The sequence below is a fragment of the Streptomyces sp. NPDC028991 genome, from assembly GCF_055564775.1.
This window is the reverse complement of the sequence record NZ_JBVHVP010000029.1, coordinates 21,098-46,488: the sequence shown is the minus strand read 5'-3', so window position 1 is coordinate 46,488 and position 25,391 is coordinate 21,098. Positions and strand designations below refer to the sequence as shown.

Below are 25,391 nucleotides of genomic sequence, written 5' to 3'. Positions count from 1 at the left end.
CGACACGGCATCTCCCTGATGCGACGTCAGGACGGGGCGCCATCCGGGGGGTTGACGCCACGGCTATTATCCACGCTGACAGCGCTCGCGTGCAATTGCACGAGAAATTGCGCGGAAAAAATCGGATGGGAGCGCACGAGGACCGACGGGACTCGGTCCGCTCCCCCGAACGGCAAGGAGACCGCGGTGCCACCAGTGCGCAACGGAGTGCAGGCCAGCCTGTTGGACGCCTGCTGGAAGAAGAGTCGGCACAGCAATGCCGAGGGCAACTGCGTCGAGGTAGCCCTCGTGGACGGAGGCGTCGCGATGCGCAACTCCCGCGATCCCGACGGCCCCGCGCTCGTCTACACGTCCGCGGAGGTGGCCGCCTTCCTGGCCGGGGCGAAGGAGGGCGAGTTCGACCACCTGCTGTGAGCGGGAGCGGGAGCGGGGCCTGGCCTCCGATGCGGGTGGCAAGCGCCAAGCGGAGGCCAACTACCCGTTTTCCACGGGCAGATGCGGTAGGCACCTGCGGGATGAGATAGTGTGGTTTCTCAAGTCTGCCGGTCTGCTGGGAGTCAGGATGTCCGCCGCGTCGCCTCGCATCTCCCGTCTCGAGCCCTATCTGGACCGGAGCGAGCCGGCTCCGACTCTGCTGAAGATGCTCGTCGGCGTTCAGCTGGCGGGCTTCCGCGAGGATGCCGGCCTGTCCCAGGACCAGGCTGCGCGTGACCTCGGGTTCAGCGCGGCGAAGCTCTCGCGCATCGAGTCGGGCAAGGGCCGCAAGCCCCCGACGGAGACGGACGTCCGCGCCCTGCTGGAGCGGTACGGCACCGACGTCTACGAGGCCTCGGTCCTGCTCAAGCTGTTGCAGCGCGCCGGTGAACCGGGCTGGTGGCAGCGGTACGACAAGCGTCTGATGCCCGAGTGGTTCGACCGCCTGGTCGGACTCCAGGAGGCCGCGGCGACCATCCGGACCTTCGAGATCCAGTACGTCCCCGGCCTGCTCCAGACGGCGGCCTACACCCGGGCCGTGGTCGAGCGGGGCCTGCCGAACGCGCCTGCCGGTGAGGTGCAGCGGCGTGTCGAGCTGCGCATGCGCCGCGCGGAGCTGCTGCACCGCGGTGACGCACCACAGCTGTGGGCGATCATCGACGAGTCCGTCCTGCTGCGTGTACTGGGCAGCCGCGAAGTCATGCGTGAACAGCTCGCGCACCTCGTCGCGATGGCGGGGCAGCCGCATGTGACGCTGCAGATCGTGCCGCTGGACGTGACGAACGCGTCGGCACCCGCGATCCCGGTCACCTATCTGCGCTTCGGCGGCATCGACCTGCCCGACGTGGTCTACCTGGAGCACATCAAGAGCGCCAACTTCCTTGAGGACCGCGACGAAACCGAGGAGTACCGGGTCGCCCTGGACCGCCTCGCCGACGAGGCGCTCACTCCGCGCGAGTCACTGGAGCTGCTGCGCGAGACGACGGCGCTTCGCTATCCCGAGAAGTAGCACGCGAGAAGCAGAAGTAGCAGGCGAGAAGCAGTGAAGCGAGACACGGGGCCGCACGCTCGGCGTGCGGCCCCGAGTGCTCAGTTCGCTAGCGGATGCGGCCCAGACCGCCGAACTCGATCCACTCGTCGGTGAGCTGGCGCGGAGCCACCTCACTGTCCGGGCGCCAGGTGGAGACCTCCACCAGGCCGGGCTCCAGGATGTCCATGCCCTCGAAGTAGGACTCGACGTCCTTGGGCTCGCGGACTCGGCCCCAGTTCCCGCGGGTCGCCTGGTCCATGAAGGCCGTGACGGACTCACGCACCTCGGGGTCCTCACTGACCAGCTGACACATCACCGCGTAGCTCCCGGGCACCAGCCGCTCGGTCACACGGCGGATCACCGCCGTCGGGCCGTCGGTGTCGCTGTCCGGGATGCAGTGGAAGACCGAGTTGAACAGCACGGCCACCGGCTGCGAGAAGTCGATCAGGCGCTGGGTGTCCGGGTGGGAGAAGATCTCCTCCGTCGAACGCATGTCGGCGTGGATGACGGCGGTGCGGTCGTTCTGGTCGAGCAGCGCGCGGCCGTGGACCAGCACCATCGGGTCGTTGTCGACGTAGACGACGCGCGAATCGGGGGCGATGCGCTGGGCGACCTGATGGACGTTGTCCTGCGTGGGCAGGCCGGAGCCGTGGTCCAGGAACTGGCGGATGCCGTATTCCTGCGCGAGAGTCCTGACGACCCGCTGCAGGAAGCGCCGGTTGTTCAGCGCCAGCCGACGGGTGCTGGGAACGACCTTGTCGAGTTCCCCTACCGCCGCCCGGTCGGCCGCGTAATTGTCCTTGCCGCCCAGATAGTAGTCGTACATACGTGCTGCCGTAGGCACGTTGGCGTCGATCTCCGTGGACAACTGCTTGTCGGCTTGCATCGTTCCCCCAGCTCCGTACCGCGCCAACTGCACTGGCATGACCGAGAGTACATCCTAGAGACCTGGTGTTCAGCGAAACCAGCGCCTCGGCGAAGCGGCCGTCAATTCGACTGTGTGACAGCCGAATTGACGGCCGATCGGGTCGGTCAGCCGCGGGCGGCCAGGTACGCGTCGATGCCGGGCGCCTTGTGCGCCTCCTCCACGCCGACCACGCCGCCGACCGCCTTGGCGTCGGGCTTCAGCACGTACGTGGACCGGCTGGCCGGCTCGGTCACGAGGGTGAAGTCCTGCGGAGTGCCGAGGCCGGTGTCGGCGTTCTTCTGCGAGCGGTGCGCCTTGACCACGTCCTGACGGGTGAGGCTGCCGCCCTCACAGGCCTTCTTCAGGTCGGAGCCCATCAGCTGGGCGGCGTTGTAGCCGGAGAGCACGCCCGAGTCGACCGGCTCACCCGGGTACTTCTTGTTGTAGGAGGCGACCATCTTCTTGACGCCCGGCAGGTCGGAGCTGACCGCCGGTGCGGCGCTGACCACGTGGACCATCGCCTCCAGCGCCGGTGCCGCCGGCGTCTTCATCAGCTGCGGGGAGTAGCCGGGAGCGCTGCTGACGATCGGCACCTTCAGGCCCCGGGCGGCGGCCACGCCGGCGAGGGAGGCGGTCTGGGCGGGGCCCGCGCTGATCAGGATCGCCTTCACCCCGGCCTTGCTCAGCGCCGAGACCTGCGCGGTCAGGTCGGTGTCCGTGGCCTTGATCTTCTGGCCGACCACCTTCATCCCCGCCTGCTCGGCGGCCCACTCGGAGCCCTCCAGCGCGTTGGTGCCGTAGTCGCCCTCGAAGTAGACGTGGCCGATCGTGTCGCCCTCGGCGATCTTCTTGGTGCGGGTCAGGAAGTCGACGGCGGCGATCATGTCGATGTCGTAGGTGGTGCCCAGGACCTGGACGGAGTCCTTGCCGAGCAGGGAGGCGGCCCAGGCCTGCGGGAAGGTCAGCATGTGGTCCCGCTCGATGTCGTCGAGCAGGGCCGCGACCACCGGCGAGCCGATCACCTGGGGGAGGGCGACGACGTCCGGGGCGATGTCGGCGTAGGCGGTGACCGCCTTCTGCACGTCGTAACCGTGGTCCTTGACGACGATCTCGACCTTGCGCCCGCAGATGCCGCCCGCGGCGTTGGCCTCGTCGGCCCACATCTGCTGGGCCTGCACGATGCTCTTGCCGAGGGTGGCGTAGGGGCCGGTGAGGTCGGTCAGCGCGCCCAGCTTGATGGCCTTGTCGCTGACTCCGGGGCCGGCCTTGACGCCGTCGGCGGCGTCGTCGGTGCTCCCGCCCTCCGCCTTCGTGCTGCATGCGGTGCCCGCGAGCAGCACGGCGGCCAGTGCCGCGGCCAGGGCGGCGGTCCGGGTGGTGCGGGGCCTGGGGTGCGTGACGTTCACGGGGTGTGCTCCTTGGTTCGTGCGGCGTTGGCGGTGGTGGCCGGCGTCCGGGGCGTGGCCCCGGCGCCCGGAGGGCCGGTGACGGGTGGCTTGCGGCGCAGGCGGGCGCGGGTCCGGCGGGCCAGTCCGTGCAGGCCGTCCGGGGCGTAGAGGAGGATCACGACGATCGCCGCGCCGTAGAGGTAGCGGGAGGCCTCGGTCGGGCCGATCGAGCCGTCGCCGGAGCCCGGGGTCGCCACCAGCGGCAACTGGTCGGCGTAGCGGGTCATCAGCAGGGGCAGCGCGGTGACGAAGACGGCGCCGGCGGTGGCCCCCGCCACCGAGCCGAGGCCGCCGATGACGATCATGGCGAGGTAGTCGACGGAGAGGAGGAGCGAGAAGTAGTCGGGCACGACGCGGCGGAAGGAGAGCGCGAGCAGGACGCCTGCGAGGCCCGCGTACATCGAGGAGACGACGAACGCGGCCGAGCGGTACCGGGCCACGTGCACGCCCATCACGGAGGCGGCGGTCTCGCTGTCGCGCAGTGCCACCAGGGCGCGTCCGGGGCGTCCGCGCAGCAGCCCGCGCGCGGTGAACCAGGTGAGCGCGAACAGGGCGAGGCCCAGGTACCAGAGCCGTTCCTCGGCGCCGAACGGCACGCCCAGGACGGTCAGTCCGGGATCGGTCTCGGCGAAGGTGAACCCGCCGATCTCCAGGGGCGGCACCGAGCGTCCGTTGAAGCCGCCGGTGACGGAGTCCGCGGTGAGCAGGACGTGGTGGCCGAGGAAGACCAGGGCGAGGGTTGCCACGCCGAGGTAGATGCCCTTGACCCGGCCGGCGACGGGGCTGAACAGGCCGCCCGCGGCGCCGGCGAGCAGCACGGCGAGGACGGCGGCGACGGCGGGCGGCAGCCCCGGCCCGGGTTCACCCGCCAGCCACACGTAGCCGTAGGCGCCGACGGCGAGGAAGAAGGCGTGTCCGAGGGAGAGCTGCCCGGCGGTGCCGCTGAGCAGGCCCAGCCCCACCGCGCCGATGGCCGCCGCCATGGAGAACAGGCCGATGCGCAGCCAGAAGGCGTCCAGGTAGAAGGGCAGGGCGCACAGGAGGAGCGCGGGCAGCAGGAGCCGGCCCTGCTTGAGGAGCCCGCCGCGCTCGAGGAGGGTGCTCCTCTTGAGGAGGTCAGACACGTGCCGCCCCCTTCGCGCCGAAGAGTCCGGCGGGGCGCACCAGGAGGACCAGCACCATCACGGCGTACGGGGCGACGTCCCCGAAGCCCTCGCCGAGGACGTGCAGGTCGGACTGGTAGCCGGCGACGAAGGCCTCGGTGAGGCCGATCAGCATGCTGCCGACCAGGGCGCCGACCGGGGAGGCCATGCCGCCGAGGATGGCGGCCGGGAAGGCCTTCAGCGCGATCTGCCCGGTGGTGCGCTCCAGTCCCGGCGCGGGGAAGGCGACCAGGAAGACCGCGGCGAGCGCGGCGAGTCCGCCGGCCAGGCACCAGGCGACGGTGCGTACGCGGGTCAGCCGTACGCCCATCAGGGCGGCGGCCTCACCGTCCTCGGCCGCCGCGCGCAGCGACAGCCCCCAGGGGGTGAACCTGAAGAGGGCGAAGGCCCCGCCGATGGCCACGGCGGACACCAGGATCGCGGCGATGCGGCTGTCGGCCACCGTCACCGGGCCCAGGTCGGTCACCGAGTTGCCCCAGGGGTCGCCGAGCGGCAGCAGGTCGCCGCCGATGCGCCGGGCCAGGTCGGTGACCAGCACGATGTCTATGCCGATGGTGACGATGGTCTGGACGTGGGCGGCGTGCGGATCGGTACCGACCCGTTGCAGCACCAGCCGGTCCAGCGCCCCGGCCACGGCCGCCGTCACGAGGACCGCGACGGCCAGCGCCCCGGCGAAGCCGATGTCGTCGTGGAGGACGGCGACGAGGTACCCGCCGAGCAGGAGCAGGGAACCGTGGGCGAAGCTCAGCACGCCCGAGGCCTTGAAGATGGTGACGAAGCCGAGGGCGATCAGGGCGTAGACGGACCCCAGGGCGAAGCCGTTGAGGAGGTTGTCCAGGAAGCCGGTCATGCCGCGTCCTCCCCGGTGGTGCCGGTGCCGAGGTAGGCGCGCAGCACTTCGGGGTCGCGCCGGACCTCGTCGGGGGTGCCGTGGGCGATGGCCTTGCCGAAGTCGAGGACGGTGACCTCGTCGGCGAGCCGCATGACCAGGCCCATGTCGTGCTCGACCAGCACGACGGACAGGCCGAGTTCGGCGCGGATCTCCCGGACGACCTCGGTCATGCGGATGCGTTCGGCGGCGTTCATGCCGGCCACGGGTTCGTCGAGCAGCAGTACACGGGGCTCCAGACAGAGGGCGCGGGCGAGTTCGACCCGCTTGCGGTCGCCGTAGGACAGCAGGGCGACGGGTGCGTCGAAGTGGGCGCCCAGGCCGGTGAGTTCGGCGATCTCACGTGCCTTGGCGAGGTGTTCGCGCTGTTCGCGCACGGCGCGCGGCAGACGCAGGGCGCTGGCGGCGAAACCGGCGTGGGACAGGGCGTGGCGGCCGAGCATCAGGTTGTCGGCGACGGTGCCCTGGGTGGTGACGATGTTCTGGAAGGTGCGGGCCACGCCGAGGGCGGCGATCTTGTGCGGGGCGAGCCGGGTCAGTTCGGCGTCGCCGAGTCGTACGGTGCCGGCGGTGGGCCGGTACAGGCCCGACAGGACGTTGAAGCAGGTGGACTTGCCCGCGCCGTTGGGGCCGATGACGGCGTGCACGGTGCCCGGGTCGACGGTGAAGGAGACGTCGTCGAGTGCGACGAGGCCGGCGAAGCGCACGGTCACGTTCCGGACCTCGAGCGCGGGGGGCGCGGTGGTTCGGGTGGTCACGCGGCCCCCTTGCCGTCGGTGGCCTCGCCGGTGTCGCCCAGGTAGAGGCGGCGTACGGCGTCCGTCCGGGCGAGTTCGCCGGCGGGGCCGGACAGCCGGATCTCGCCGACCTCCAGGACGTAGGCGTGTTCGGCGAGGGACAACGCCATCCCGGCGTTCTGTTCCACGAGGAGTACGGCGGTGCCCTGGGTGTTGATCTCGCGGACGACCTCGGCGATGCGGTCGACCATCATCGGGGCGAGTCCGAGGGAGGGTTCGTCGAGGAGGAGCAGGCGGGGCGCGGCCATCAGGGCGCGGCCGATGGCCAGCATCTGCTGCTCGCCGCCGGACAGCAGGCCGGCGGCCTGGCGGGTGCGTTCGGCGAGCCGCGGGAAGAGGGTGAAGACCCGTTCCCGGGCCTCGCGGACCTGAGCCGGGGCGCGCCGGCCCAGGCCGAGCCCGCCGGCCCGCAGGTTCTCGTCGACGCTGAGTCCGGCGAACACCCGCCTGCCCTCGGGTACCTGCACGACTCCGGCGCGTACGGCGGCGACCGGGTCCCGGCCGTCGAGGGCCGTGTCGCCGTAGCGGACACGGCCGGCCGTGATCGCGCCGCGGTGCAGGCGCAGTGTGCCCGACACGGCCCGCAGCAGCGTGGTCTTGCCGGCACCGTTGGCGCCGAGCAGCGCGACCACGCCGCCGTACGGGACGGTCAGGGACACGGAACGGAGGGCGGACAGTGCGCGCCCGTACGTCACGTCGAGGCTCTCGACGTGCAGGGCGGGCTCGCCGTCCGGTGGTGCTGCGGGCATCGCGGCTCCTTGGGACCGTGCCGAGGCCGGCACGGTGACGGGAAAGGGGGAGCTCACGACAGCACGCGCGCCGGTGGCGGTACAGAGCCCCGGCCCGGGTCGCTGCGGCGTCCCAGTCCCGGGCCGGAGAGTCTGTGCGGATGCCCAGACCCGGGCGGCGGGGGCCGCACCGGGGCGATGCCGACATGGCTGCGGGACCGCCGGGGAAGGCCGAGCCTCATGCGCGGTGCGCCGCCATGGTGGCGTGCTGGGCGTCGGTGTCCGCGGCCACGCCGCCGGACGGCACCCGCACCGCCACGGCGGGTCCCGGGCCGAGAGGTGACAGAGGGGTGCGGGTCCCGGGCCGAGAGGTGCGAGAGGTGGCAGAGCGGCGCGGGTTCCGGGCCGAGAGGTGGCAGAGCGGTGCGGGTTCCGGGGCTGTTGGGGGGTGTGGGGCATGGTGGGAGAGGGTGCCGACGTACACGCCGGGCCGGACACGGGGGTTCGCCCGTATGCGGGACAGACCGGGTGAGACACCATGGCGCACCGCTCGGAACCGGAGCGGAACCGTCCCGGATCCACAGGCCCTACCCGGAACCGGGACAAGGCCACACCAGACGCCGAAAAAGCACCACCGGGAACCCGCACGAGAGCACGCCGGTCGCCCAAGGCACCCCGCGGTACCGGAACGAGGTCAAGTCAGGCACCGGGGGGGCCGGTGCGGGTACGTCAGTCGTGCAGGAGTCGTCGGGCGGTCAGGGCCAGCGTCATCTCGACCACGTCGGCCGGGCGGGCCAGCGAGCGGCCGGTCAGCTGTTCGCAACGGCGGAGGCGGTTGAGGACCGTGTTGCGGTGGCAGTAGAGGCGTTCACCGGCCCGCTGCGCCGAGCCGTCGCAGTCGAGCCAGGTGGTGAGCGTGTCCAGCAGCACCTCACGGTCGGCCGGCTCCAGGCGCAGCAGGGGGCCGAGCACCCTCTCGGCGAGGGCCCGGCCGAGCTCGGGGCTGGCGACGACGAGGGCGGCGGGAAGGTGGTCGGCGAGCCGTGCCGTGCCGCCGGCCTCGGGGCAGATGGCCAGGGCCGTGTCGGCGTGCCGGCGGGCGTCGCCGACACAGGCCAGGCCGTCGACCGGGCTGCCGACGCCGATCCGGAGGCCCGGGAACGGAGCGCACGGCCCGGGCCCGGGTTCCTCCGGCCGCGGGAGTTCGTCGATACCGGTGCCGAGCAGGACGATGCCGTAGTCGACCTCCGCCCCGGCGTGCCAGTGGACACGTGTACCGGATGGCACGGCGGCGGCCCGGGCGGCGTCGGACCGCGCGTGTCCGCCGGTCACGGCGACGACGACGTACCGGCCCTGCTCGGGCAGGCCCAGCGCTTGCGCGGCCTCGGGCAGATCGGCGATGCGGCTGGTGCCGTCCAGCAGCCCGGCCGCCAGCAGCCGGGCCCGGTTCTCACGGCGCCGGGCGAGCTGCCACTCGGTCTGCCGGTAGGCGTCCGCGACGAGGGTGCAGTGCTCGTCGACGAAGTTCCACACGTCTGCGGCCACGTGTACGAGGAGCCGTACGTCCTCGGGCGCGATCCGGGCCGTCTCCTCGATCAGCCGCTGCCACACCAGTGAGCCGCCGAGGCGGAAGGCGTGCAGCAGCGCGTCCAGCGGAAGCCCCTGCTCGGCACGGGCGGTCCCGATCCGCCAGGAGCAGCGGCGGGCCGCTTCCCGCGCACCGCGCGGGTCGATCAGCGAGGCCACGCTGTGCCGCAGCGACCGGTGGACCTCCTGCCAGGTGGCGGTGGGGTCCTTCGTGATCACCGCGCGGTAGGCCGGCTCCTGCTCCTGCAGCAGGGCCACCAGCCGGTCGGCCAGGTCGGGCAGGTCGTCGAGCAGGGTGCGGGCGGCCCGGTGCAGCACCCGCAGGGCGTCGGCGTCCATCAGCGACGCGACGCTCGGTGTCCGCGGGCGTGGTACGGGCGTCAGTCCGGTGCGGATCGCTGCTCGTGACCGTACGGCGTGCTGCATCGCGGTCCTCCCCAGGCCAGGGCTTGCGGGGGCGCCCCGCGACGGGCTGTCCGCCCGCGCCGGGCACGCCCCCTGACTCGTCCTGCCCCGAAGGATGGCATACCGTCCGGTCGGTCCCTAGGGTTGTGCACCGGTCTTTTCGGTTCGTCCGGCGTGTCCGCCCTGTTCGGCGTGCTCCACCGCGCGGGCCAGCTCCAGGCGGGACCGTATGCCGAGCGCCGCGAAGGCCTTGCGGAGGTGGTAGTCGACGGTGCGGGTGCTCACCGCGAGGGTCAGCGCGACCTCGCGGTTGGTGGCGCCCTCGGCGACCTGACGGGCGATGCGCAACTGCTGCGGCGTCAGGCGGGACAGCGCTCCGGCACGTCCGCCGTGCGGTGCCGCGCCGAGGGCCCGCAGCTCGCCGCGCGCCTGGGCCGCCCAGACCCCTGCACCGCAGCGGTCGAAGCCGGCCAGCGCGGTGCCCAGGCGGCCGCGCGCCTCGCGGGGCCTGCGCCGGCGGCGCAGCCACTTGCCGTACAGGAGCGCGGTACGGGCCCGTTCGAAGTCGCCGCCCGCCTCGTCGTGCCGGTCGAGCGCGTTCCGGTAGAGGCCGTCGGCACGGTCCGGCGGGGCGAGTAGGGCGCGGCAGCGGGCCAGCTGCGCGGCGGCCTGCGGATCGGCGCCGAACGCCGCCCACCCGGCGAAGTCCCTGAGGACGGCACGGGTCTCCTCCTGGCGTCCGGCCAGGACCGCAGCCTCCACGAAGCAGGGCACGGCGAGCCACCACACCGCGAAGTGTCCCCGCCCGGGGCCGGGAAGGACCAGGAGGCCGAGCCGGTCGGCGGCGTCGAAGGGGCGCCCCCGGCCGAGGTCGGCCCGGGCCGCCGCCCACTCCGCGAGGGTGGCCGCCTGTGCGAGTCCGTGCCGCCGGGCGGTGGTCAGCGCGGCCGCCACATGCCGGGCGACGACGTCCGGCTCCTCCTCGATCGACGCCGCGAGGGCCAGCACCGCCCGGTGGTGGGCCGCCGTGTTGCGCTGTCCGACCCGCTGCGAGGTGCGCAGACCCTCCTCCGCATGAGTGCGGGCCTGCGGGTGCCGGCCGGCGCGCAGCTCGGCGTAGGCCAGGTACTCCAGTGCCCGCGGCACCAACGCGTCCGACCCGAGTTGCCGGGCGGCGGCCAGGGCCCGCGCCCCGGAGCGTCGGGCGGCGTCCACGTCCCCGAGCAGCAACGCGGCCGACGCCGCCCTCAGCAGAGCCTCCGGCCGGTCCTCGGTGGTGGCCCGCTCCACTACCTGCCCGAGCGGTACGACGGCCCGGTCGAGCCGCCCCTCGAGCAGCGCTCGCATGCCGACACGGTGGTCGCGCACGGCGCCGGCCACGCGCGCCGTGGAGTGCCGGGCGCCGGCCTGCCGGAGAGCGGGGGTCGTCGGCCCCGGGTCGGGCGCGAGTGCGGCCAGGCATGCGGACAGGTCTCCCGCCGCCCAGGCCGCGTCGGCGGCGGCCAGGGCGGCGGTCGCGGCGGCGGCGGGGGCGTCCGCGGCGAGCAGGGACGCGGCCAGCAGCAGCGACTGATGGGCGTCGCCGACGGGTCCGTCCCGCAGTTCCGTCAGGCCACGCACCCGTTCGGCCCGCCCCCGTACCGCGGCCGGTGCGGCGCAGCCGCGGGCCGCGGAGAGCATCGGGCGGGCCTGGTCGGTGCGGCCGGCGAGCAGGGCCTGCTCGGCCGCGGCCGTGTACCGCTCCGCCCGGGCCGGACCGTCGGCCGTCAGCTCGGCGGCGCGGGCGTACGCCGTGGCGCGCAGCCGGTGTGAGGCGGGCTCCGTGTCGTCGGCCGCGGCCGCCGCCAGCCGGTCCGCGAGCGACGGCGCGGGCGCCGGGCCGGTCAGGGACCAGGAGCGGTGCAGCAGCGCCGGGAGCCGCCGGCCGCCGGCCGCCGGCACATCGGCGAGCGCGCGGTGCGCGGCGCGCCGCCGGTCCGGCGCGGCGGTGGCGTGGACCGTACGGCACACCAGGGGGCCGTGGAAACGGAACCGGTCGTCGGCCAGGGCGAGGAGCGCGGGAGGCGGTTCCAGGGACGGGGCGGAGGCCGACGGCGACGCCGCCCGCAGGTGCCGCAGGGCGTCGAGCACCGGGCCCGCGTCCACGTCCGGTCCGTCCGAGGCGCGTACGGCCGCCGCCACCGTCAGCAGCAGGTCGTGCGCGTCCGCGGGCAGACCGGTCAGGGCCTCCCCCGCCACCTCCGTCAGGGTCGCGGCGTCGGCCAGGGGTCTGGGCGGGGGACGGTGCCCGCGCAGTTCGGCCGGTGAGAGCCGGCGGACCAGGGCGAGGAGCAGGGCCGGGTTCCCCTCCGCCTCTGCCAGCAGCTGCTCGCGGACGGCCGGGTCGGCGGCGCCGTCGGTCACCTCGTCGACGAGGGCTTCGGCCTGCGGCGGCGTGAGCGGGTCCAGGCGTACGACGGGCAGGTGGGCGTACTCCGGGTCGACGGCGCGGTGTCCGGCGACGGAGAGGAGCACGCCGACGCGGACCGTGCTGCCCAGGCGTTCGGCCGCACGGGCCAGTGCGGTCCGGGCCGGGGCGTCCCACAGCTGCGCGTCGTCGACGCATACGAGCAGAGGTGCCTCGCCGGCCGCCGCCCGCAGGGTGCCGAGCAGTTCCTCGGCGGTGGCGTTCCTGTCCCTGTCCGGGCCGGGTCCCAGGTGAAGTACCGGACCGGCCCGGAAGGAGCGGGCGGCCCAGTGGAGGAGGGTGGTCCGGCCCAGTCCGGGTTCGCCGGTCACGACGAGGTGGCCGCTGCGGGTGCGCAACCCGTCCAACAGTTCGCGTACGGCCTGTTGTTGCGTGCTGCGGCCGTGGATCCGCACGGCCGTACGTACGGTCGTCTCTCCGGTCATTCCCGGGAGGTTACGCGCGCGTAACCTGACGCGGAAGCCACCGGTCCGCCGCGGCCCGACGGCTGCTCCGCCCCGCCACCTGCGGTTGTGCACCCTGCGGCTGGGGTCACGCACTGTGCCGCCGCCCAGCGGTCGCGGCCCGGGGCCGTGCGGCGGCACAACACGCCGGCGGCGGCCGCGACGTGCCCGCGACCGCCGCCGGATGGTGCCGGATGGTGCCGGATGGTCCGTGAGGAGGGTCAGGAGCCGTGCGGGCAGTTGCCCCGGTACTCCTCGATGGTCAGGCTCGGCCGGGGCAGCGGGCAGAGGAACTGCTCGTAGCGGGTGTCGTTGTCGATGAACCGCTTGAGCCAGGAAATGCTGTACTTCGCGATCGTCGTGTCCGAGGTGTTCGGCGTGAAGTGGCTCGCGTTGTTCAGCTCCAGGTAGGCACGGTCCGTGCGGGACGGCAGGCTGGAGTAGAACGGCTCGGAGTGCGAGGAGACCGGGGCGATGGTGTCGCCGTCGGCCCCCACGATCAGGGTCGGGGTGCTGACCTCGGGCCAGGTCTTGTCCGTGTTCCAGGGGGTGAGCGGGATCGCGGCCTGGAGTGACGGCCGGGACTTCGCGGCCTCCAGGGAGCCGCCGCCGCCCATCGAGTGGCCCATGACACCGAGTCGGCTGCTGTCGATCCGTCCGCGGACTGAACTGCGCTCGGTGAGGTAGTCCAGGGCCGCCAGCAGTTGCCGGCCGCGGGAGCCGGGCTGGTCCAGCGTGGTGTTGGTGTCGATGGTGAACACGACGAAGCCCTGGGAGGCCAGCCTCGGGCCGAGCCAGGCGATCGAGGACTGGTACGCCGTGAAGCCGGGCGAGATCACGACGGCGCCGAACGTGCCGTCGCTCGTACTGGTCGGGTAGTAGATCGTGCCGCCGCCGAAGCCGGTGACCAAGAGCGAGGAGACGCTGGTGTCCGCCACGGAGTACGGGCCGCGCGGTGCCTCGATGCTCGACTGGGTGGGCGCCGGACCGCGCTCGTAGGGGTTGTCGGCGGCCTGGGCGCCGGGGCTGGTGAGGGTGCTGAGCGCGACGACGGCGGCCACGGCCGCCGTGACGCCGGCGAGCCGCCGCCGCGTTCCGCGGAACGCGGGGCGCGCGGCGTGGGTGTGGGGGTTCTGCTGCACGAGGATTCGTCCTCTCTGTCGTGGCGAGGTGCCGACCGGTGATCGCACACGGCCCGGGACACGTGGGGTCGCGTCCCGGGACATCCGCCGGACGGGCGTCGCCGATGTGCTGGCGGTGCCACTGTCGGCGGGCGGTGCGGTCCGGGGGATCGGCAGAATCACCGGCCTCGTACGACGAGCGGGCCTCGTACGACGAGCGGGGCCGCGGGCTCGGGGGACGGCGAGCCGAGGGCTCGGGGGCGGGCGGGCGACGGCGACAGGCGGGCGTGGGGAGGAGACGACGACTGGAGGCGGGCAGGGCTGGGGCAGGGCTGCCCGGACAGAGGCCGGCCCGCGGCAAGGGCAGGTGCAGGAGCAGAAGCGGGAAGGAGCAGGGACAGGGATGGGCAGGGACAGGTATGGGCCGGGGCAGGCCGGGGCAGGCCGCCGTCGGCGAACCCGGGGTCTTGCCCGGGCACCAGGTCGGTGTGGCACGCTCGGCTCGGGCCGGACCGGCGTGCGCCGGCCGTCAGGGAGAAACGTCGGCGGGCCCGGAGGCCGGGTTCGGCACTGCGGAGAGGCGACGGCATGCGTATCGGACTGCTCGGCACCGGACCCTGGGCGGACATGGCGCACGCCCCCGCCCTGCGCCGGCACGACGGCCTGGACTTCGTGGGCGTGTGGGGGCGCCGCCCGGACGCCGCCAAGGAGTTGGCGGATCGGCACGGTACGCGCGCTTACGACGATGTCGACGCCCTGCTGGCGGACGTGGAAGCCGTCGCGGTCGCGCTGCCTCCGGCCGTTCAGGCCGAACTGGCGGTGCGGGCGGCGCGGGCCGGTTGCCATCTGCTGCTCGACAAGCCGCTCGCGGCGACGGTGGCGCGGGGGCGGCCGGTGGTCGAGGCGGTGCGTGCGGCGGGCGTCGCCTCCGTCGTCTTCTTCACCACGCGGTTCCAGCCCGAGATCGAGGCGTGGATCGCCGAACAGGCCGCTCGGGGCGACTGGTTCACGGGGCGGGCCCAGTGGCTCGGCGCGGTGTTCACCGGCGACAGCCCGTTCGCGGACTCGCCGTGGCGACGGGAGAAGGGCGCCTTGTGGGACGTAGGGCCGCACGCCCTGTCCGTGCTGCTGCCGGTCCTCGGTGACGCCCGGCGCGTGACGGCGGCGGCGCCGGGCCCCGGGGACACCGTCCATCTGGTCCTGGACCATACCGGCGGCGCGTCGAGCACGCTCACGCTCAGTCTGACGGCGCCGCCCGCCGCGGCGGGTGCGACGGTGGAACTGCGTGGCGGGGCGGGCGTGACGCTCCTGCCCGAGGCCACTGAGGGACCGGTGCCCGCTCTGCTGCGGGCCGCGGACGCGCTGCTCGCCTCCGCCGCGGGCGGACGCCCCCACCCGTGCGACGCCGGGTTCGGCCTGCGGGTCACCGAGATCCTCGCCGAGGCCGAGGCCCTGCTGAACGCCCCTCGGTGAGCGCCGTCAGTCGCCGGTCCGCTCCCGTTCGGACGGCTCGTCCCTCCACCGGAACCAGGCCCTGTCGCCCTGGACGTGCAGCAGGAACCCGGCGACCGGGCCGTCGGGAGAGACCAGCCGCACACGTCGTTCGATCTCGGCGCGGACCGCCTCCCACCGGGCCCGGTGCCCCTCGTCGTCCCGTTCGGCGAGGGCCAGTTCTCGGGTGAACAGATCCTGGACGGCGCCGTATGCCGGACCGGGGCGGAACCGGCCCGACAGCCAGGGGAAGTCGGCTTCCTCGATCAGGATCTCCCCGATCTCCGAGCCCGTCTCCCCCTCCTCCCCCGCGTCCGGCGCTCCGCGCACGTGCCAGATCTCGCCCTCGAACCCCACATCTCCTCCGCCCGCCACCTTTGGCCACTGCGCGGGACAGCATGCCACCCGGCACCGGCACCACACGGGCACCGGCACCGGCACCGGCACCGGGCCGAAGGAATGCCGGCCCGGCGCCGGCGCCTGACGACTACCGGACGACCGCCCCGGGCCGGAAGTTGATCCGTTCCCGCACGACCGGGTAGCCGGCCTTGGCGAAGTTGGCGGCCATGGGACGGTTCCCCCGGTCGGTCGCGGCGGAGACGAACTCCGCGCCCCTCTCGACCAGGAAGTGGGTGCACTCGGCCAGCAGGTCGTAGGCGTATCCGTGTCCGCGGTGTTCGGGCAGCACGCCGATGAAACCGACGCACGGACCGGACGGGTTGTGCACGGGGACGGGCATACCCGCCGGCTCGCCCCGCGGGGTGTACGCCACCTGCCACCACTCCCGCGGCGACGGGCACCAGTGGAAGGAGTCCAGTTCCGACTGCGCGGCCTGGTCGAGCCCGCCCTGCTCGATGTCCATCAGCGCGTGGGCGTCAAGGGTGGCGGAGTGGATGCGGCGCAGCGCGTCGAAGAACACCGCGTCGTCCGGTTCGGGACGGAAGTCCAGACGGCCGGGCCGCTCGGGAAGCCCGCACTCCGGCGTCCGGCGCGGATTAAACGAGGCTTAAAGATCGGTTAAGCGTTCCCTGCGCGGCGCCGGGCACTCCAAGTCCCAGCTGGGTCAACGGCCTTCGGTGCGTGTGGGGACGGTTGGCCGGGCCATCCGCCGTGCGTACCATCGGCCACGTTCTGAGAGCGCTCTCAGAATTTCGCCTCCACACTGTCATGCCCCGATCACTCTGGAGATCCCCCACATGACTCCTCGTCACCAGCGCCCGCTCGGCCGCCGCAAGCTGCTCGTCGCCCTCACCGGAGCGGCCGTGGCCGCCCCCGTAGCCGCCGCCGTCGCCCCGCACGCCCTGGCCGGCGTCGGTTCGGACGGTGACACCGCCGCCCCCGAGGCCAAGGCGGCGGGCGCTCTGCCGCTGACGATCGTCAACAGCACCGGTTCCTTCGGCAACGCCGACGTCCACGTCTACATCGTCGGCAACCAGGACGGCCGCCAGGTGCGCGTCACGCCCGACGGCACCGTCGCGCCCGTGGCGCTGTCGGACAACGGCGCCGACGGCTACACCGACTACGCGATCAGCCTCGCCGGCAGCGGCGAGACCAGGCTGAGCCTGCCCTACCTCTCCGGCCGGATCTACGTGTCGCTCGGCGAGAAGCTGAGGTTCAAGGTGGTCGCCGACGGTGCCGGCAACCCGGCGCTGCAGTACCCGGCGGGCTGGGTCGAGTCCGATCCCAACCACGGGGTGCTGCACGACTGCGCCGAGTTCACGCACAACTCCGCCGGGATGTTCTGCAACACCACCATGGTCGACATGTTCAGCGTGCCGCTCGCCATCCGGCTGACCGGCGCGAAGGACCAGACGACGGGCACGGTGCGCGCCGGCGGCCGCGCGGCCGTCTTCGAGGCGATGCGGCGGGTCGAGGAGTTCGCCCCGCTGATCGTGGACGACACCCGGGTGATAGCGCCGGGGCACGGCCTGGACGCCGGTCTCTTCCCCAAGGACTACCTCGCCCCGTACATCGACGAGGTCTGGAGCACCTACACGGGCAGGGACCTCAGGATCACCACCAACGCCGGGACCTTCACCGGCCGGGTGCGCGGCGACCGGCTGACCTTCGACGGGCCCGCCCAGGTGTCCTTCGCCAGGCCGTCCACCCGGGACGTGCTCTTCTGCGACGGCGCCCTCGCCGCGCCCAACGACGGCACGACCGGCCCCGTCGCCGCGGTCCTCGGCGCCGGTTTCAACCGCTCCACGCTGGTCTCCTCGGCCGACCAGCCGACGACCGACCCGGCGACGTTCTACGGGACCGCGCTGACCAACCACTACGCAAAGGCCGTGCACGCGGCCACCGAGGACGGCAGGGCCTACGGCTTCGCCTTCGACGACGTGGCTGACTTCGCCTCCTACGTCCAGGACACGGCACCCACCGGATTCCGGCTGACGCTCACCCCGTTCTAGGGACTGTCCGACGATTCCCGTCGTCGCCCGGAGGGCGGCCTCGCGGCGACAGGTGCGCACTCCCGGCGTGCCGGCTGCAGAGCCTCGTACCGGATGTACTCGGTTCTGCGCCCGGTGCGCCCGGTGCGGCGGGCGCGCGTGTGTGGCGCCGAAAGGCAGGCGGGAACCGTCGGGCAGCCCTGGGTGTGCCGTCCGCGTGCGGGAGGCCGGGCGGCGTAGGAGCGTGGTGGTGTGCGAAAGGTGCCTGCCCCGCCACCGCGCCGGGGCGCGGACCGGCGGAGCCGGCTGAGCGGGGCTCCGCCGCCCCGCTGGGTGCGGGTGCTGCCGCCGGCCCTCGTCGCGGCGATCTGCGCGATCACCCTGATCAGCCACGATCCCCTCGACATCGGCTTCCTGCTGGGTGCCATCCCGCCGCTGGCCGTGCTGTCGTACAGCCCGCTGGGGACCGCCCTGCTGGGCGGTGTGGTCATCGCACTGCTGCACGTCCCGGCCTTCCAGCTCGACCGGCCGGGCGACGCCGACCTGCTGACCGTCGTGTTCGTCGCGGTGCTGAGCGTCTTCGTGTCCTTCGTACGCAGTCGCCGCGACGCCCAGCCGGGTCTGGAACGGACGGTCGCCGAGGCCGCGCAGCATGCCGTCGTGCCCCCGCTGCCCGAGCGGGTCGGGGCGGTGCGCTGTGCGGGGCTGTACCGGGCGGCGCGGCGCGGGACACTCGTCGGGGGCGACTTCTTCGACGTACGGGACGGGCCCTTCGGCGTCCGGGTCGTGACGGGGGACGTGCAGGGACACGGGCTGTCGGCGGTGCCGACGGTGGCCTCGCTGCTGGGGGCGTTCCGCGAGGCGGTGCTCGACCAGTCGGACCTGGCGTCGGTGGCCGGGCGGCTCGACCGCAGGCTGCTGGTGGACTCGGCGGACGCGCGGCACGCCGAGCTGTTCTCGACGGCCGCGCTGCTGGAGTTCTCCGCCGACGCCATCGAGGTGCGCGTCGTCGTCTGCGGCAACCCGCCGCCGCTGCTGCTGCGGGGCGCGCGGGCCACGGAGCTGGAGGTGTCCCCGTGGACGCCGCTCGGGCTCGGGCCGGCGGACGCCGGCGCGATCGAGGCCCACGGTGTCGCTGCGCCCCGGTGACCGGCTCTTCCTCGCCTCGGACGGAGTGGTCGAGGCGCGGGACGACGGCGGCGCGTTCTACCCGCTGGCCGACCGGCTGACCGCGTTCGCCGACGAGGACTCCGCCCTGTTCCCCGGCCGTGTCTGGGCCGATCCAGTGCGTTTCTGCCCGGACGTGGAGGACGACGTCACGATGCTCGTCCTCACTCCTTCGCCGCCGACGCCGGCCTGAGCCGAAGCGGTCTCCGGATGCGGGGGCCGCTTCCGCATTGAATGGTGTTATCGGGATATTCGGGACCGACAACAGCACGGCACCGAAGCAGCGATCCGGATCCGAGGAGCACTGATCATGTCGACGTCACAGCCCGACGCCTCCCGACCGTCCGAAGCACACGCCGGGGACGACCGCGCCACCCCGGACGACCTGCTCCACACCCGCACCGGCACCGACGTGTCCCCGGAGGACCTCGTCCTCGCGGCCGGGCGGGACGTCACCCCGAAGAACCTCGAATGGGCCAGGCGGAAGCTGGACGAGGAGGGGCCCGCCGCTCTGGACAAGCTGCTGCCCTGACCGGGCGGCCACCGGGCGTCGCAGGGCCCGGGCCGGTGCGAGCGGCACCGCCCCGGGCCCTGCGACGTGTGAGTGTGCCCGGCGGGGCGAGCAGGCGCGGCCGTGGCCTACCGGCCGTCCTCCCCGTCCGGCAGCGCCGTCTCGTCCTCCACGACGTGCATGGCGGCCTCCTCGGCGCCCGCGGCTCCGCCGTCGATGCCGACGTCCTCCGCGACGGTCTCCTTCGTCGTGTCGGTGCGTACCCCCTCGTCGGGGGCGACCAGACGGCCGGAGCGGTCGGTTCCCGCCTCGGGGTCGACCGGTTCGCCCTCGCCGCCGGGCTCGTCGCCCACGCCGTCCCCGTCCGGTGCGGACACGTCGGGCCTCTCCTGGGTCAGCCGCTCGTCCAGGGTCTCTCCGTCGTGCTGCTCGGCGGCCGTGGTGCCGTGCTTGGTCACGCCGAGGGGCTTCTCCGGCGGGGAGTAGCCCTCGTCCAGCGTGTCGTCGTAGGTCCGCTCGTCGACGGCGTCCTGGAGGTCGAGGGGCGCGGCGTCCTCCTGCTCCTCGTTGGTTCCGGTGGGCTGGTAGACGTCGTCGGCCATCGGGTCCGTGCCCATCGCTGCCTCCCTCTCGCGCTGCGTCGGCTCGGTGGTCTCGGTGTGCGGTTCGCGTTTCCCGATACGCGATCTCTAACCCGTTCCCCGCCCGGGATCTTCACTCCCGGGGTGCGACGCGGATGCTCAGGTCGGTGATGCGGTGCGGTGCCCAGTCGCGGGCGTAGCCGGGCGGGGTGCCGCCCGGGCCCGTGACGGCGGCGACCGGAATGCGGCGGGCGGTGTCCACGATCTCGGCGGCGGTGATGTTCTCGTTGTTGCCGCTGGTGGCGCCGGAGGAGCAGCCCGTGTAGTAGCCGATCGGGATGGATTCGTGCCCGGTGATCAGACAGGGCGGGCGGACACCGAGCCGGTGCAGTTCGTCGGCGACGCGGGCCCAGTCCTCGCGGCTCTCGACGTTGCGGTCCACGGTGCCCACGAGGACGGCGAACTGCACCGCCAGATGGCCGGCCAGCGCGAGCGCGACGAGGGACGCGGCCGGCGGGCGCCATCGGCCGCGTGCCGTGCGGACCAGATGCCACAGGGCGTCGGCGACCGGTACGGCGAGCAGGGCGTAGGCCGGCTGGAGGAAGCGGGGTGCCGCATAGCCGATCATGAAGAGGTACGGCAGCGCGGCCGTCACGGCACAGGCGAGCGGGATCAGCGTGCGGGCGGCGCGCCGGGCCCGGACCGCGACCACGGCGCCGAAGGCGGCGACGGCCGGGAGGACGATCCACCACAGGGTGACCACCGGGTGCGGCATCGAGCCGGTGCACGGGCGGCACAGGCCCCGTCCGCCCAGGCTGCGCATCTGGTCGTCGACGGCGACGTTCCAGCCGAGGCCGCCCTGGATCTCGGAGGCCCTCGACAGCCGCTCCCCGAGGCCGCCGTACCAGCCGAACGCCTCGATCACCCACTCCACGCCCCCGGCGGCGAGGCCGCCCACCAGGGCGAGCAGCAGCGGCCAGTGGCGGCGTACGAGGACGAGGACCAGCAGCGGCAGGGTCACCCAGACCGCGTCCGTGGGCCGCATCCACGCCATCAGCGCGGCACCGGCCACCACCCCCCACAGCGCGGCCCGCCCGGAAACCCCCCGCCAGGACCGCAGGAAGCAGCCGACGCAGACCAGGGCGCCGATCGCGACCCAGTAGTTGGGCATGGCCTGCGGACCGTAGAAGAGGGTCACCCACAGGGTGGCGAAGAACGCACCGGCCGTGGCCAGGACGTGGGCCGGGAACAGTCCCTTCCAGGACCGCAGCGCGAGGTACAGGCCGAGGCCGGACAGCACGGCGAGGTAGACGCGCAGCAGTTCGGTGGACGACGACCAGGACGCGACGGGCGCGACCAGCAGGGAGACGCCTCGGGAGCGCGGTGCGCTGAAGAAGGCGGCCGGGTGGTGGGTGGTGACCTGGCTGACGTACACCGTCTCGTCCCAGCCGAGGCCCATCCCGGGATGGACGAAGACCAGCTGCAACAGAGTGAAGACGGCGGCCACCGCCGCGATCAGGGCGTCACCGCGCAGGCGCCGGGGGATGCCGGGCTTCGTCGTCGCCTCGTCCCGCCGTCTCCCGGCGAGCATGGCTCCAGCGCCGTCGGCCATCGTGCACCCCTCACCCCCGCTCGTCGCGGGGCCGCTCGTCCTCACCTCCTGCCGCCAGTGGCGGGAGCCCGGAAACCCGGAAAACAAGATCAACCTAACCCGCGTGCCGCGGATACGCAGGGGGGAACTCGGCCAGTCGCACCGTCCGGTCCCCTCCCTCCCTCTCTGCCTTCTCCCTCCCCATCTCGCTGTCTCCCTCCTCCCCTCCCCCCTCTGTCCCCTTCCCTCCTCCTCTTCCTCCTCCTCTTCCTCCCCTGTCTTGCCCGGCCTCCTCCCGCCCCGTGTCCCGTCGGTCAGTGGGGGTTGGGGCGGCGGTGCGGGGGCTGTTCGGGGGTGGGGCGCCGTTTGGGAGCCGGGATGGCGCGGGTGACGGGGCCGTCCCCGTCCACGGTCAGCGCGCTCCCGTGGTGATGGATGGTCAGGGGTGCGCCGTCCAGCAGCGTGTACCTCGCCTCGTCGGCGGCGATCTCCACGCGCAGGCACCGGCCGCGGAACTGGAGCCGGAAGGCGAGACGGCTGAACTTCTCTGGCAGGCGCGGCGTGAACCGGAGGCTGTCGCCGTCGCGACGGGTGCCGCCGAACCCGGCGACCAGCGCCATCCACGTGCCGGCCAGCGAGGCGATGTGGAGTCCGTCGCGGGTGTTGTGCTCCAGGTCCGCGAGGTCCATCAGGGCGGCTTCGGCGGCGTAGTCGTAGGCCAGGCGCAGATGGCCGGTCTGGGCGGCGACGACGGCCTGGCAGCACGCGGACAGGGAGGAGTCCCGTACGGTCAGCGGCTCGTAGTAGGCGAAGTTGCGGGCGATCTGGTCCTCGTCGCAGTGGGCGTCGAACCAGCTGCCGCAGGTGTACATCGCCAGCACGAGGTCGGACTGTTTGATGACCTGTTTGCGGTAGAGGTCGAAGTAGGGGAAGTGCAGCATCAGCGGGTACTGGTCGGCGGCGGTGCGCGCGAAGTCCCAGCGCTGGTGGCGGGTGAAGCCCGAGTGCTGCTCGTGGACGCCGAGCTCCTCGTTGTAGGGGATGTTCACGGACTCGGCGGCGTCCCGCCAGGCGGCGCTCTCCTCGTCGTCGACGCCGAGCCGGACCGCCTCGTCCGGGTGGCGTTCGCACGCGTCGGCCGCGGAGATGAGGTTCGAACGCGCCATGAGGTTGGTGTACGTGTTGTCGTAGGCGATGGCGCTGTACTCGTCCGGACCGGTGACGCCGTCGATGTGGAAGACGCCGTGGTGGTCGTGGTGGCCCAGTGAGCGCCACAGCCGGGCCGTCTCGACCAGCAGTTCCAGGGCGGTGTCGCGTTCGAAGTCGGTGTCGCCGGTCGCCGCCGTGTAGCGCACCGCGGCGTGCGCGATGTCCGCGGCCACGTGGAAGGCGGCCGTGCCGGCCGGCCAGTACGCGGAGCCCTCCGAGCCGTCGATGGTCCGCCACGGGAACGCGGCGCCGCGCAGCCCGAGCTGGGCGGCGCGGTCCCGGGCGGCGGGCAGGGTGTCCCGGCGCCAGCGCAGCGCCTCGGCGACGGCCTTGGGCTCGGTGTAGGTCAGCACGGGCAGCACGAACATCTCGGTGTCCCAGAAGGCGTGCCCGTCGTATCCGGAGCCGGTCAGTCCCTTGGCCGGAATCGCCCGCTGTTCGGCGCGGGCTCCGGCCTGCAGGACGTGGAACAGGGCGAAGCGCACGGCCTGCTGGATCTCCTCGTCGCCGTGCACCTCGACGTCCGCCCGCGCCCAGAAGTCGTCGAGGTAGGCGCGCTGTTCCGCCACCAGGCCGTCCCAGCCGCTGTGTTCCGCTGCGGCGAGTGCCGCCTCGACCTGGTCGCTCATCGCGGGCCGGGAGCGGGCGCCCGACCAGCCGTGGGCGACCGTCTTCTGCACCCGCAGCCGCTGTCCCGGCTCCAGCACGGAGGTGACGGTCAGGCGGGCCACGTCCGCGTTGCTCTCGCTGCTGGTGGTGATCTCCCCGGAGGTCTCGACGACATGCTCGGCGGCCACCGCGACCCGCAGACCGCTGCGCCGTGTCCGGTGGACCAGGCGCAGCCGGGAGCCCATGGCCATGCCCTCCTCGGGCTCCAGCGGGGACCGCAGCGCCTTGGCCGTCCGGGGATCGCCGTCGGGGTCGGGCAGGCTCTCGTTGGCGACGAGCTCCGACTGGATGACCACCCGGGTCCGGCTGTCGACGGGCTCGACCTCGTACTCCACGGCGGCGATGGCCCGCTGGGTGAGGGAGACCAGCCGGGTGGAGCGCACCCGGATGGTCGTACCGGCCGGGGAGGTCCACTCGCAGGTCCGCTCCAGCACTCCGCGCCGCAGGTCCAGGGTGCGTTCGTGCTTCACGAGCCGCCCGTAGCGCAGGTCGAACGGTTCGTCGTCGACGAGCAGCCGCAGCAGTTTGCCGTTGGTGACGTTGATGACGGTCTGGCCGGACTCGGGGTAGCCGTAGCCCGCTTCGGCGTACGGCAGCGGGTGCAGTTCGTAGACGCCGTTGAGGTAACTGCCGGGCAGGCCGTGGGGTTCGCCCTCGTCGAGGTTGCCGCGCCAGCCGATGTGCCCGTTGGACAGGGCGAAGACGGACTCGCTCTGGGCGAGGAGGTCGAGGTTGAGGGCCGTCTCGCGCACCGACCAGGGCTCGACGGCGTACGTCCGGTTGGTGATCACGCCCGGCCTCCCAGTTCGGCGAGGTCCTTGACGACGCGGTCGGCGCCGTGGGCGTAGAGGGCGTCGCTCTGGCCCACGCGGTCGACGCCGACGACGTAGCCGAAGTGTCCGGAGCGGCCGGCGTCCATGCCGGCGAGCGCGTCCTCGAAGACGGCGGCGTGGGACGGTTCGACGCCGAGGTCGCGGGCGGCGGCGAGGAAGGTGTCGGGGCGTGGTTTGCCCGGCAGTTCGCGCGCCCGGGCCACCACACCGTCGATCCGGACGTCGAACAGGCGCTCGGCGTCGATGGAGCGCAGCACGTCCCGGGTGTTGGCGCTGGAGGAGACGATCGCGGTGGCGAGTCCGGCGGCGCGGACCGCGTCGATGTAGCGCAGGGTGCCCTCGTACGGCTCCACGCCGTCGGTGCGGATCTTCTCGAGGAGCAGCTCATTCTTGCGGTTGCCGACGCCGCTCACGGTCCGCGCGTCGGGCGGGTCGTCGGGACCGCCCTCGGGCAGTTCGATGCCGCGGGAGGCGAGGAAGGAGCGCACGCCGTCGGCACGGGGGCGGCCGTCGACGTACTCGTCGTAGTCGGAGTCGGTGAAGGGACGGAAGTCCGCGCCGTCCCGCTCGCGCAGGAAGGCGTCGAACGTCTCCTTCCAGGCGGCGGCGTGCACCACCGCCGTCCTGGTGACGACCCCGTCGAGGTCGAAGAGGCAGGCCTGGATACCGTCGGGAAGTCCTAGCTGCGTCGTCATAACGACACAGTTCCCCGCCGGGGCGGGTCCGATCAGGTGACACACTCTGCGGTGTGCCGCTGACTTTCGACGACCTCCTGGCCCGTGCCCGTTCCCTCCCGAAGGACGGGCGGCGAGCGCTCCTCGGCATCACCGGAAGCCCCGGCGCCGGAAAGTCGACGCTCGCCGAGCACCTGGTGCGGGAACTGAACGGGAGCGGCGAGCCGTGGGTCGCGTACGTCCCCATGGACGGCTTCCACCTCGCCGACGCCGAACTGGACCGGCTCGGCCGCCGGGACCGCAAGGGCGCCCCCGACACCTTCGACGCGGCGGGGTACGCGGCGCTGTTGCGCCGGCTGCGCGAGGAGGCGGGCGGTGAGGGGGCGGGCGGTGAGACCGTGTACGCGCCCGGCTTCGAGCGGGTGCTGGAGCAGCCGATCGCCGGGGCGGTGCCGGTGCCCCCGTCGGCTCGGCTGGTCGTGACGGAGGGCAACTACCTGCTGCTGGGGACCGGGGCATGGGCGCGGGTGCGCTCCCGGCTCGACGAGGTGTGGTTCTGCGAGCCGGCGGAGACGGAACGGGTCCGCCGGCTGGTGGCGCGGCACGAGCGCTTCGGCAAGTCCCACGAGGAAGCGGTCGCCTGGGCGCTCGGCACCGACCAGCGCAACGCCGACCTGGTCACCGCGACCCGGGACCGCGCCGACCTCGTGGTACCGGCGGGGGCGATGCCGGGCGCGGGCGGCCGGGTGTACTGACCCGCGGGATGCCGGCCGTCCCGCGTTCGGCCTCCCTCACGCGCGGTGCTCCCCTCGCTTC

The 25,391-nt window shown here is 73.3% G+C and carries 20 protein-coding genes and 2 pseudogenes; 7 read left to right on the top strand and 15 right to left on the bottom strand.

Annotated features, from left to right (window positions below; genetic code table 11):
- Positions 1-186: 186 nt before the first annotated feature.
- Both ACZ4V1_RS32405 and ACZ4V1_RS32400 read left to right on the top strand, forming a co-directional pair.
- Positions 187-414 (top strand): DUF397 domain-containing protein, encoded by a 228-nt coding sequence (locus ACZ4V1_RS32405; RefSeq protein WP_468343556.1) that lies wholly within the window; start codon positions 187-189, stop codon positions 412-414.
- A 148-nt stretch (positions 415-562) separates the two neighbouring features.
- Complete coding sequence (locus ACZ4V1_RS32400; protein WP_468343553.1) at positions 563-1,483, top strand: helix-turn-helix domain-containing protein; 921 nt, start codon at positions 563-565, stop codon at positions 1,481-1,483.
- 88 nt (positions 1,484-1,571) lie between these two features.
- On the opposite strand, the gene ACZ4V1_RS32395 is transcribed toward ACZ4V1_RS32400, so the two are convergent.
- The 9 genes from ACZ4V1_RS32395 to bdeA form a co-directional block, all read right to left on the bottom strand.
- Complete coding sequence (locus ACZ4V1_RS32395) at positions 1,572-2,390, bottom strand: SAM-dependent methyltransferase (RefSeq protein WP_468343550.1); 819 nt, start codon at positions 2,388-2,390, stop codon at positions 1,572-1,574.
- A gap of 146 nt (positions 2,391-2,536) precedes the next feature.
- Positions 2,537-3,817 (bottom strand): ABC transporter substrate-binding protein, encoded by a 1,281-nt coding sequence (locus ACZ4V1_RS32390; RefSeq protein WP_468343547.1) that lies wholly within the window; start codon positions 3,815-3,817, stop codon positions 2,537-2,539.
- Entirely contained in the window at positions 3,814-4,983 is a 1,170-nt protein-coding gene (locus tag ACZ4V1_RS32385; protein ID WP_468343544.1) for a branched-chain amino acid ABC transporter permease, read from the bottom strand. Before ACZ4V1_RS32385 ends, ACZ4V1_RS32390 begins: the two co-directional genes overlap by 4 nt.
- Positions 4,976-5,872, bottom strand: coding sequence for a branched-chain amino acid ABC transporter permease (locus tag ACZ4V1_RS32380; protein WP_468343541.1), 897 nt, complete (start codon positions 5,870-5,872; stop codon positions 4,976-4,978). Before ACZ4V1_RS32380 ends, ACZ4V1_RS32385 begins: the two co-directional genes overlap by 8 nt.
- A complete protein-coding gene (locus tag ACZ4V1_RS32375; protein WP_468343538.1) occupies positions 5,869-6,669 on the bottom strand; it encodes an ABC transporter ATP-binding protein in 801 nt (266 codons plus the stop codon). The genes ACZ4V1_RS32380 and ACZ4V1_RS32375 overlap by 4 nt, the downstream gene beginning before the upstream one ends.
- The gene (locus ACZ4V1_RS32370; RefSeq protein WP_468343535.1) at positions 6,666-7,457 is read right to left on the bottom strand and encodes an ABC transporter ATP-binding protein; all 792 of its coding nucleotides are present in this window, start codon (positions 7,455-7,457) and stop codon (positions 6,666-6,668) included. The genes ACZ4V1_RS32375 and ACZ4V1_RS32370 overlap by 4 nt, the downstream gene beginning before the upstream one ends.
- A 708-nt stretch (positions 7,458-8,165) precedes the next feature.
- Positions 8,166-9,449 (bottom strand): PucR family transcriptional regulator, encoded by a 1,284-nt coding sequence (locus tag ACZ4V1_RS32365; protein ID WP_468343532.1) that lies wholly within the window; start codon positions 9,447-9,449, stop codon positions 8,166-8,168.
- Positions 9,450-9,566: 117 nt separating this feature from the next.
- Complete coding sequence (locus ACZ4V1_RS32360; RefSeq protein ID WP_468343529.1) at positions 9,567-12,320, bottom strand: helix-turn-helix transcriptional regulator; 2,754 nt, start codon at positions 12,318-12,320, stop codon at positions 9,567-9,569.
- Between the two features lie 239 nt (positions 12,321-12,559).
- Entirely contained in the window at positions 12,560-13,480 is a 921-nt protein-coding gene (gene bdeA, locus ACZ4V1_RS32355) for a bis(hydroxyethyl) terephthalate hydrolase (protein WP_468343526.1), read from the bottom strand.
- Between the two features lie 567 nt (positions 13,481-14,047).
- On the opposite strand from bdeA, the gene ACZ4V1_RS32350 reads away from it, so the two are divergent.
- Positions 14,048-14,932 carry a Gfo/Idh/MocA family protein gene (locus ACZ4V1_RS32350; protein ID WP_468343523.1) on the top strand — a complete coding sequence of 295 codons (885 nt, stop codon included), beginning with the start codon at positions 14,048-14,050 and terminating at the stop codon, positions 14,930-14,932.
- A gap of 6 nt (positions 14,933-14,938) precedes the next feature.
- Here ACZ4V1_RS32350 and ACZ4V1_RS32345 read toward each other — a convergent pair whose 3' ends face one another.
- Positions 14,939-15,307 (bottom strand): hypothetical protein, encoded by a 369-nt coding sequence (locus ACZ4V1_RS32345; protein ID WP_468343520.1) that lies wholly within the window; start codon positions 15,305-15,307, stop codon positions 14,939-14,941.
- A 130-nt stretch (positions 15,308-15,437) separates the two neighbouring features.
- Positions 15,438-15,941 (bottom strand): annotated as a pseudogene (locus ACZ4V1_RS32340) (GNAT family N-acetyltransferase); the annotation flags it as partial.
- Between the two features lie 205 nt (positions 15,942-16,146).
- Here ACZ4V1_RS32340 and ACZ4V1_RS32335 point away from each other — a divergent pair.
- The 3 genes and pseudogenes from ACZ4V1_RS32335 to ACZ4V1_RS32325 all read left to right on the top strand — a co-directional run bounded on the left by ACZ4V1_RS32335 (position 16,147) and on the right by ACZ4V1_RS32325 (position 19,039).
- Positions 16,147-17,361 (top strand): glycoside hydrolase family 64 protein, encoded by a 1,215-nt coding sequence (locus ACZ4V1_RS32335; protein ID WP_468343517.1) that lies wholly within the window; start codon positions 16,147-16,149, stop codon positions 17,359-17,361.
- 231 nt (positions 17,362-17,592) lie between these two features.
- A pseudogene (locus tag ACZ4V1_RS32330) lies at positions 17,593-18,741 on the top strand (PP2C family protein-serine/threonine phosphatase).
- 76 nt (positions 18,742-18,817) lie between these two features.
- Positions 18,818-19,039, top strand: a complete 222-nt coding sequence (locus tag ACZ4V1_RS32325; RefSeq protein ID WP_468343514.1) for a hypothetical protein — start codon at positions 18,818-18,820, stop codon at positions 19,037-19,039.
- 107 nt (positions 19,040-19,146) lie between these two features.
- On the opposite strand, the gene ACZ4V1_RS32320 is transcribed toward ACZ4V1_RS32325, so the two are convergent.
- From ACZ4V1_RS32320 to ACZ4V1_RS32305, 4 genes are all read right to left on the bottom strand, one after another.
- Entirely contained in the window at positions 19,147-19,635 is a 489-nt protein-coding gene (locus ACZ4V1_RS32320) for a DUF5709 domain-containing protein (protein WP_468343511.1), read from the bottom strand.
- A gap of 97 nt (positions 19,636-19,732) precedes the next feature.
- Positions 19,733-21,211, bottom strand: a complete 1,479-nt coding sequence (locus ACZ4V1_RS32315; RefSeq protein WP_468343509.1) for a hypothetical protein — start codon at positions 21,209-21,211, stop codon at positions 19,733-19,735.
- Between the two features lie 293 nt (positions 21,212-21,504).
- The gene (locus ACZ4V1_RS32310; protein WP_468343506.1) at positions 21,505-23,859 is read right to left on the bottom strand and encodes a glycoside hydrolase family 65 protein; all 2,355 of its coding nucleotides are present in this window, start codon (positions 23,857-23,859) and stop codon (positions 21,505-21,507) included.
- Complete coding sequence (locus ACZ4V1_RS32305) at positions 23,856-24,596, bottom strand: beta-phosphoglucomutase family hydrolase (protein WP_468343503.1); 741 nt, start codon at positions 24,594-24,596, stop codon at positions 23,856-23,858. Before ACZ4V1_RS32305 ends, ACZ4V1_RS32310 begins: the two co-directional genes overlap by 4 nt.
- A 53-nt stretch (positions 24,597-24,649) precedes the next feature.
- Between ACZ4V1_RS32305 and ACZ4V1_RS32300 the strand changes: the two genes are divergently transcribed.
- Positions 24,650-25,330, top strand: coding sequence for a nucleoside/nucleotide kinase family protein (locus tag ACZ4V1_RS32300; protein WP_468343500.1), 681 nt, complete (start codon positions 24,650-24,652; stop codon positions 25,328-25,330).
- The last annotated feature ends 61 nt before the right edge of the window (positions 25,331-25,391 follow it).

Excerpts from the sequence above, each read along its gene's own strand:
- ACZ4V1_RS32320 (WP_468343511.1), bottom strand. The coding sequence starts at position 19,635 with ATGGGCACGGACCCGATGGCCGACGACGTCTACCAGCCCACCGGAACC.
- ACZ4V1_RS32360 (WP_468343529.1), bottom strand. The coding sequence starts at position 12,320 with ATGACCGGAGAGACGACCGTACGTACGGCCGTGCGGATCCACGGCCGC.
- ACZ4V1_RS32370 (WP_468343535.1), bottom strand. The coding sequence starts at position 7,457 with ATGCCCGCAGCACCACCGGACGGCGAGCCCGCCCTGCACGTCGAGAGC.
- ACZ4V1_RS32335 (WP_468343517.1), top strand. The coding sequence starts at position 16,147 with ATGACTCCTCGTCACCAGCGCCCGCTCGGCCGCCGCAAGCTGCTCGTC.
- ACZ4V1_RS32365 (WP_468343532.1), bottom strand. The coding sequence starts at position 9,449 with ATGCAGCACGCCGTACGGTCACGAGCAGCGATCCGCACCGGACTGACG.
- ACZ4V1_RS32325 (WP_468343514.1), top strand. The coding sequence starts at position 18,818 with ATGTCGACGTCACAGCCCGACGCCTCCCGACCGTCCGAAGCACACGCC.
- ACZ4V1_RS32315 (WP_468343509.1), bottom strand. The coding sequence starts at position 21,211 with ATGGCCGACGGCGCTGGAGCCATGCTCGCCGGGAGACGGCGGGACGAG.
- ACZ4V1_RS32305 (WP_468343503.1), bottom strand. The coding sequence starts at position 24,596 with ATGACGACGCAGCTAGGACTTCCCGACGGTATCCAGGCCTGCCTCTTC.
- ACZ4V1_RS32380 (WP_468343541.1), bottom strand. The coding sequence starts at position 5,872 with ATGACCGGCTTCCTGGACAACCTCCTCAACGGCTTCGCCCTGGGGTCC.
- ACZ4V1_RS32395 (WP_468343550.1), bottom strand. The coding sequence starts at position 2,390 with ATGCAAGCCGACAAGCAGTTGTCCACGGAGATCGACGCCAACGTGCCT.
- ACZ4V1_RS32350 (WP_468343523.1), top strand. The coding sequence starts at position 14,048 with ATGCGTATCGGACTGCTCGGCACCGGACCCTGGGCGGACATGGCGCAC.
- ACZ4V1_RS32400 (WP_468343553.1), top strand. The coding sequence starts at position 563 with ATGTCCGCCGCGTCGCCTCGCATCTCCCGTCTCGAGCCCTATCTGGAC.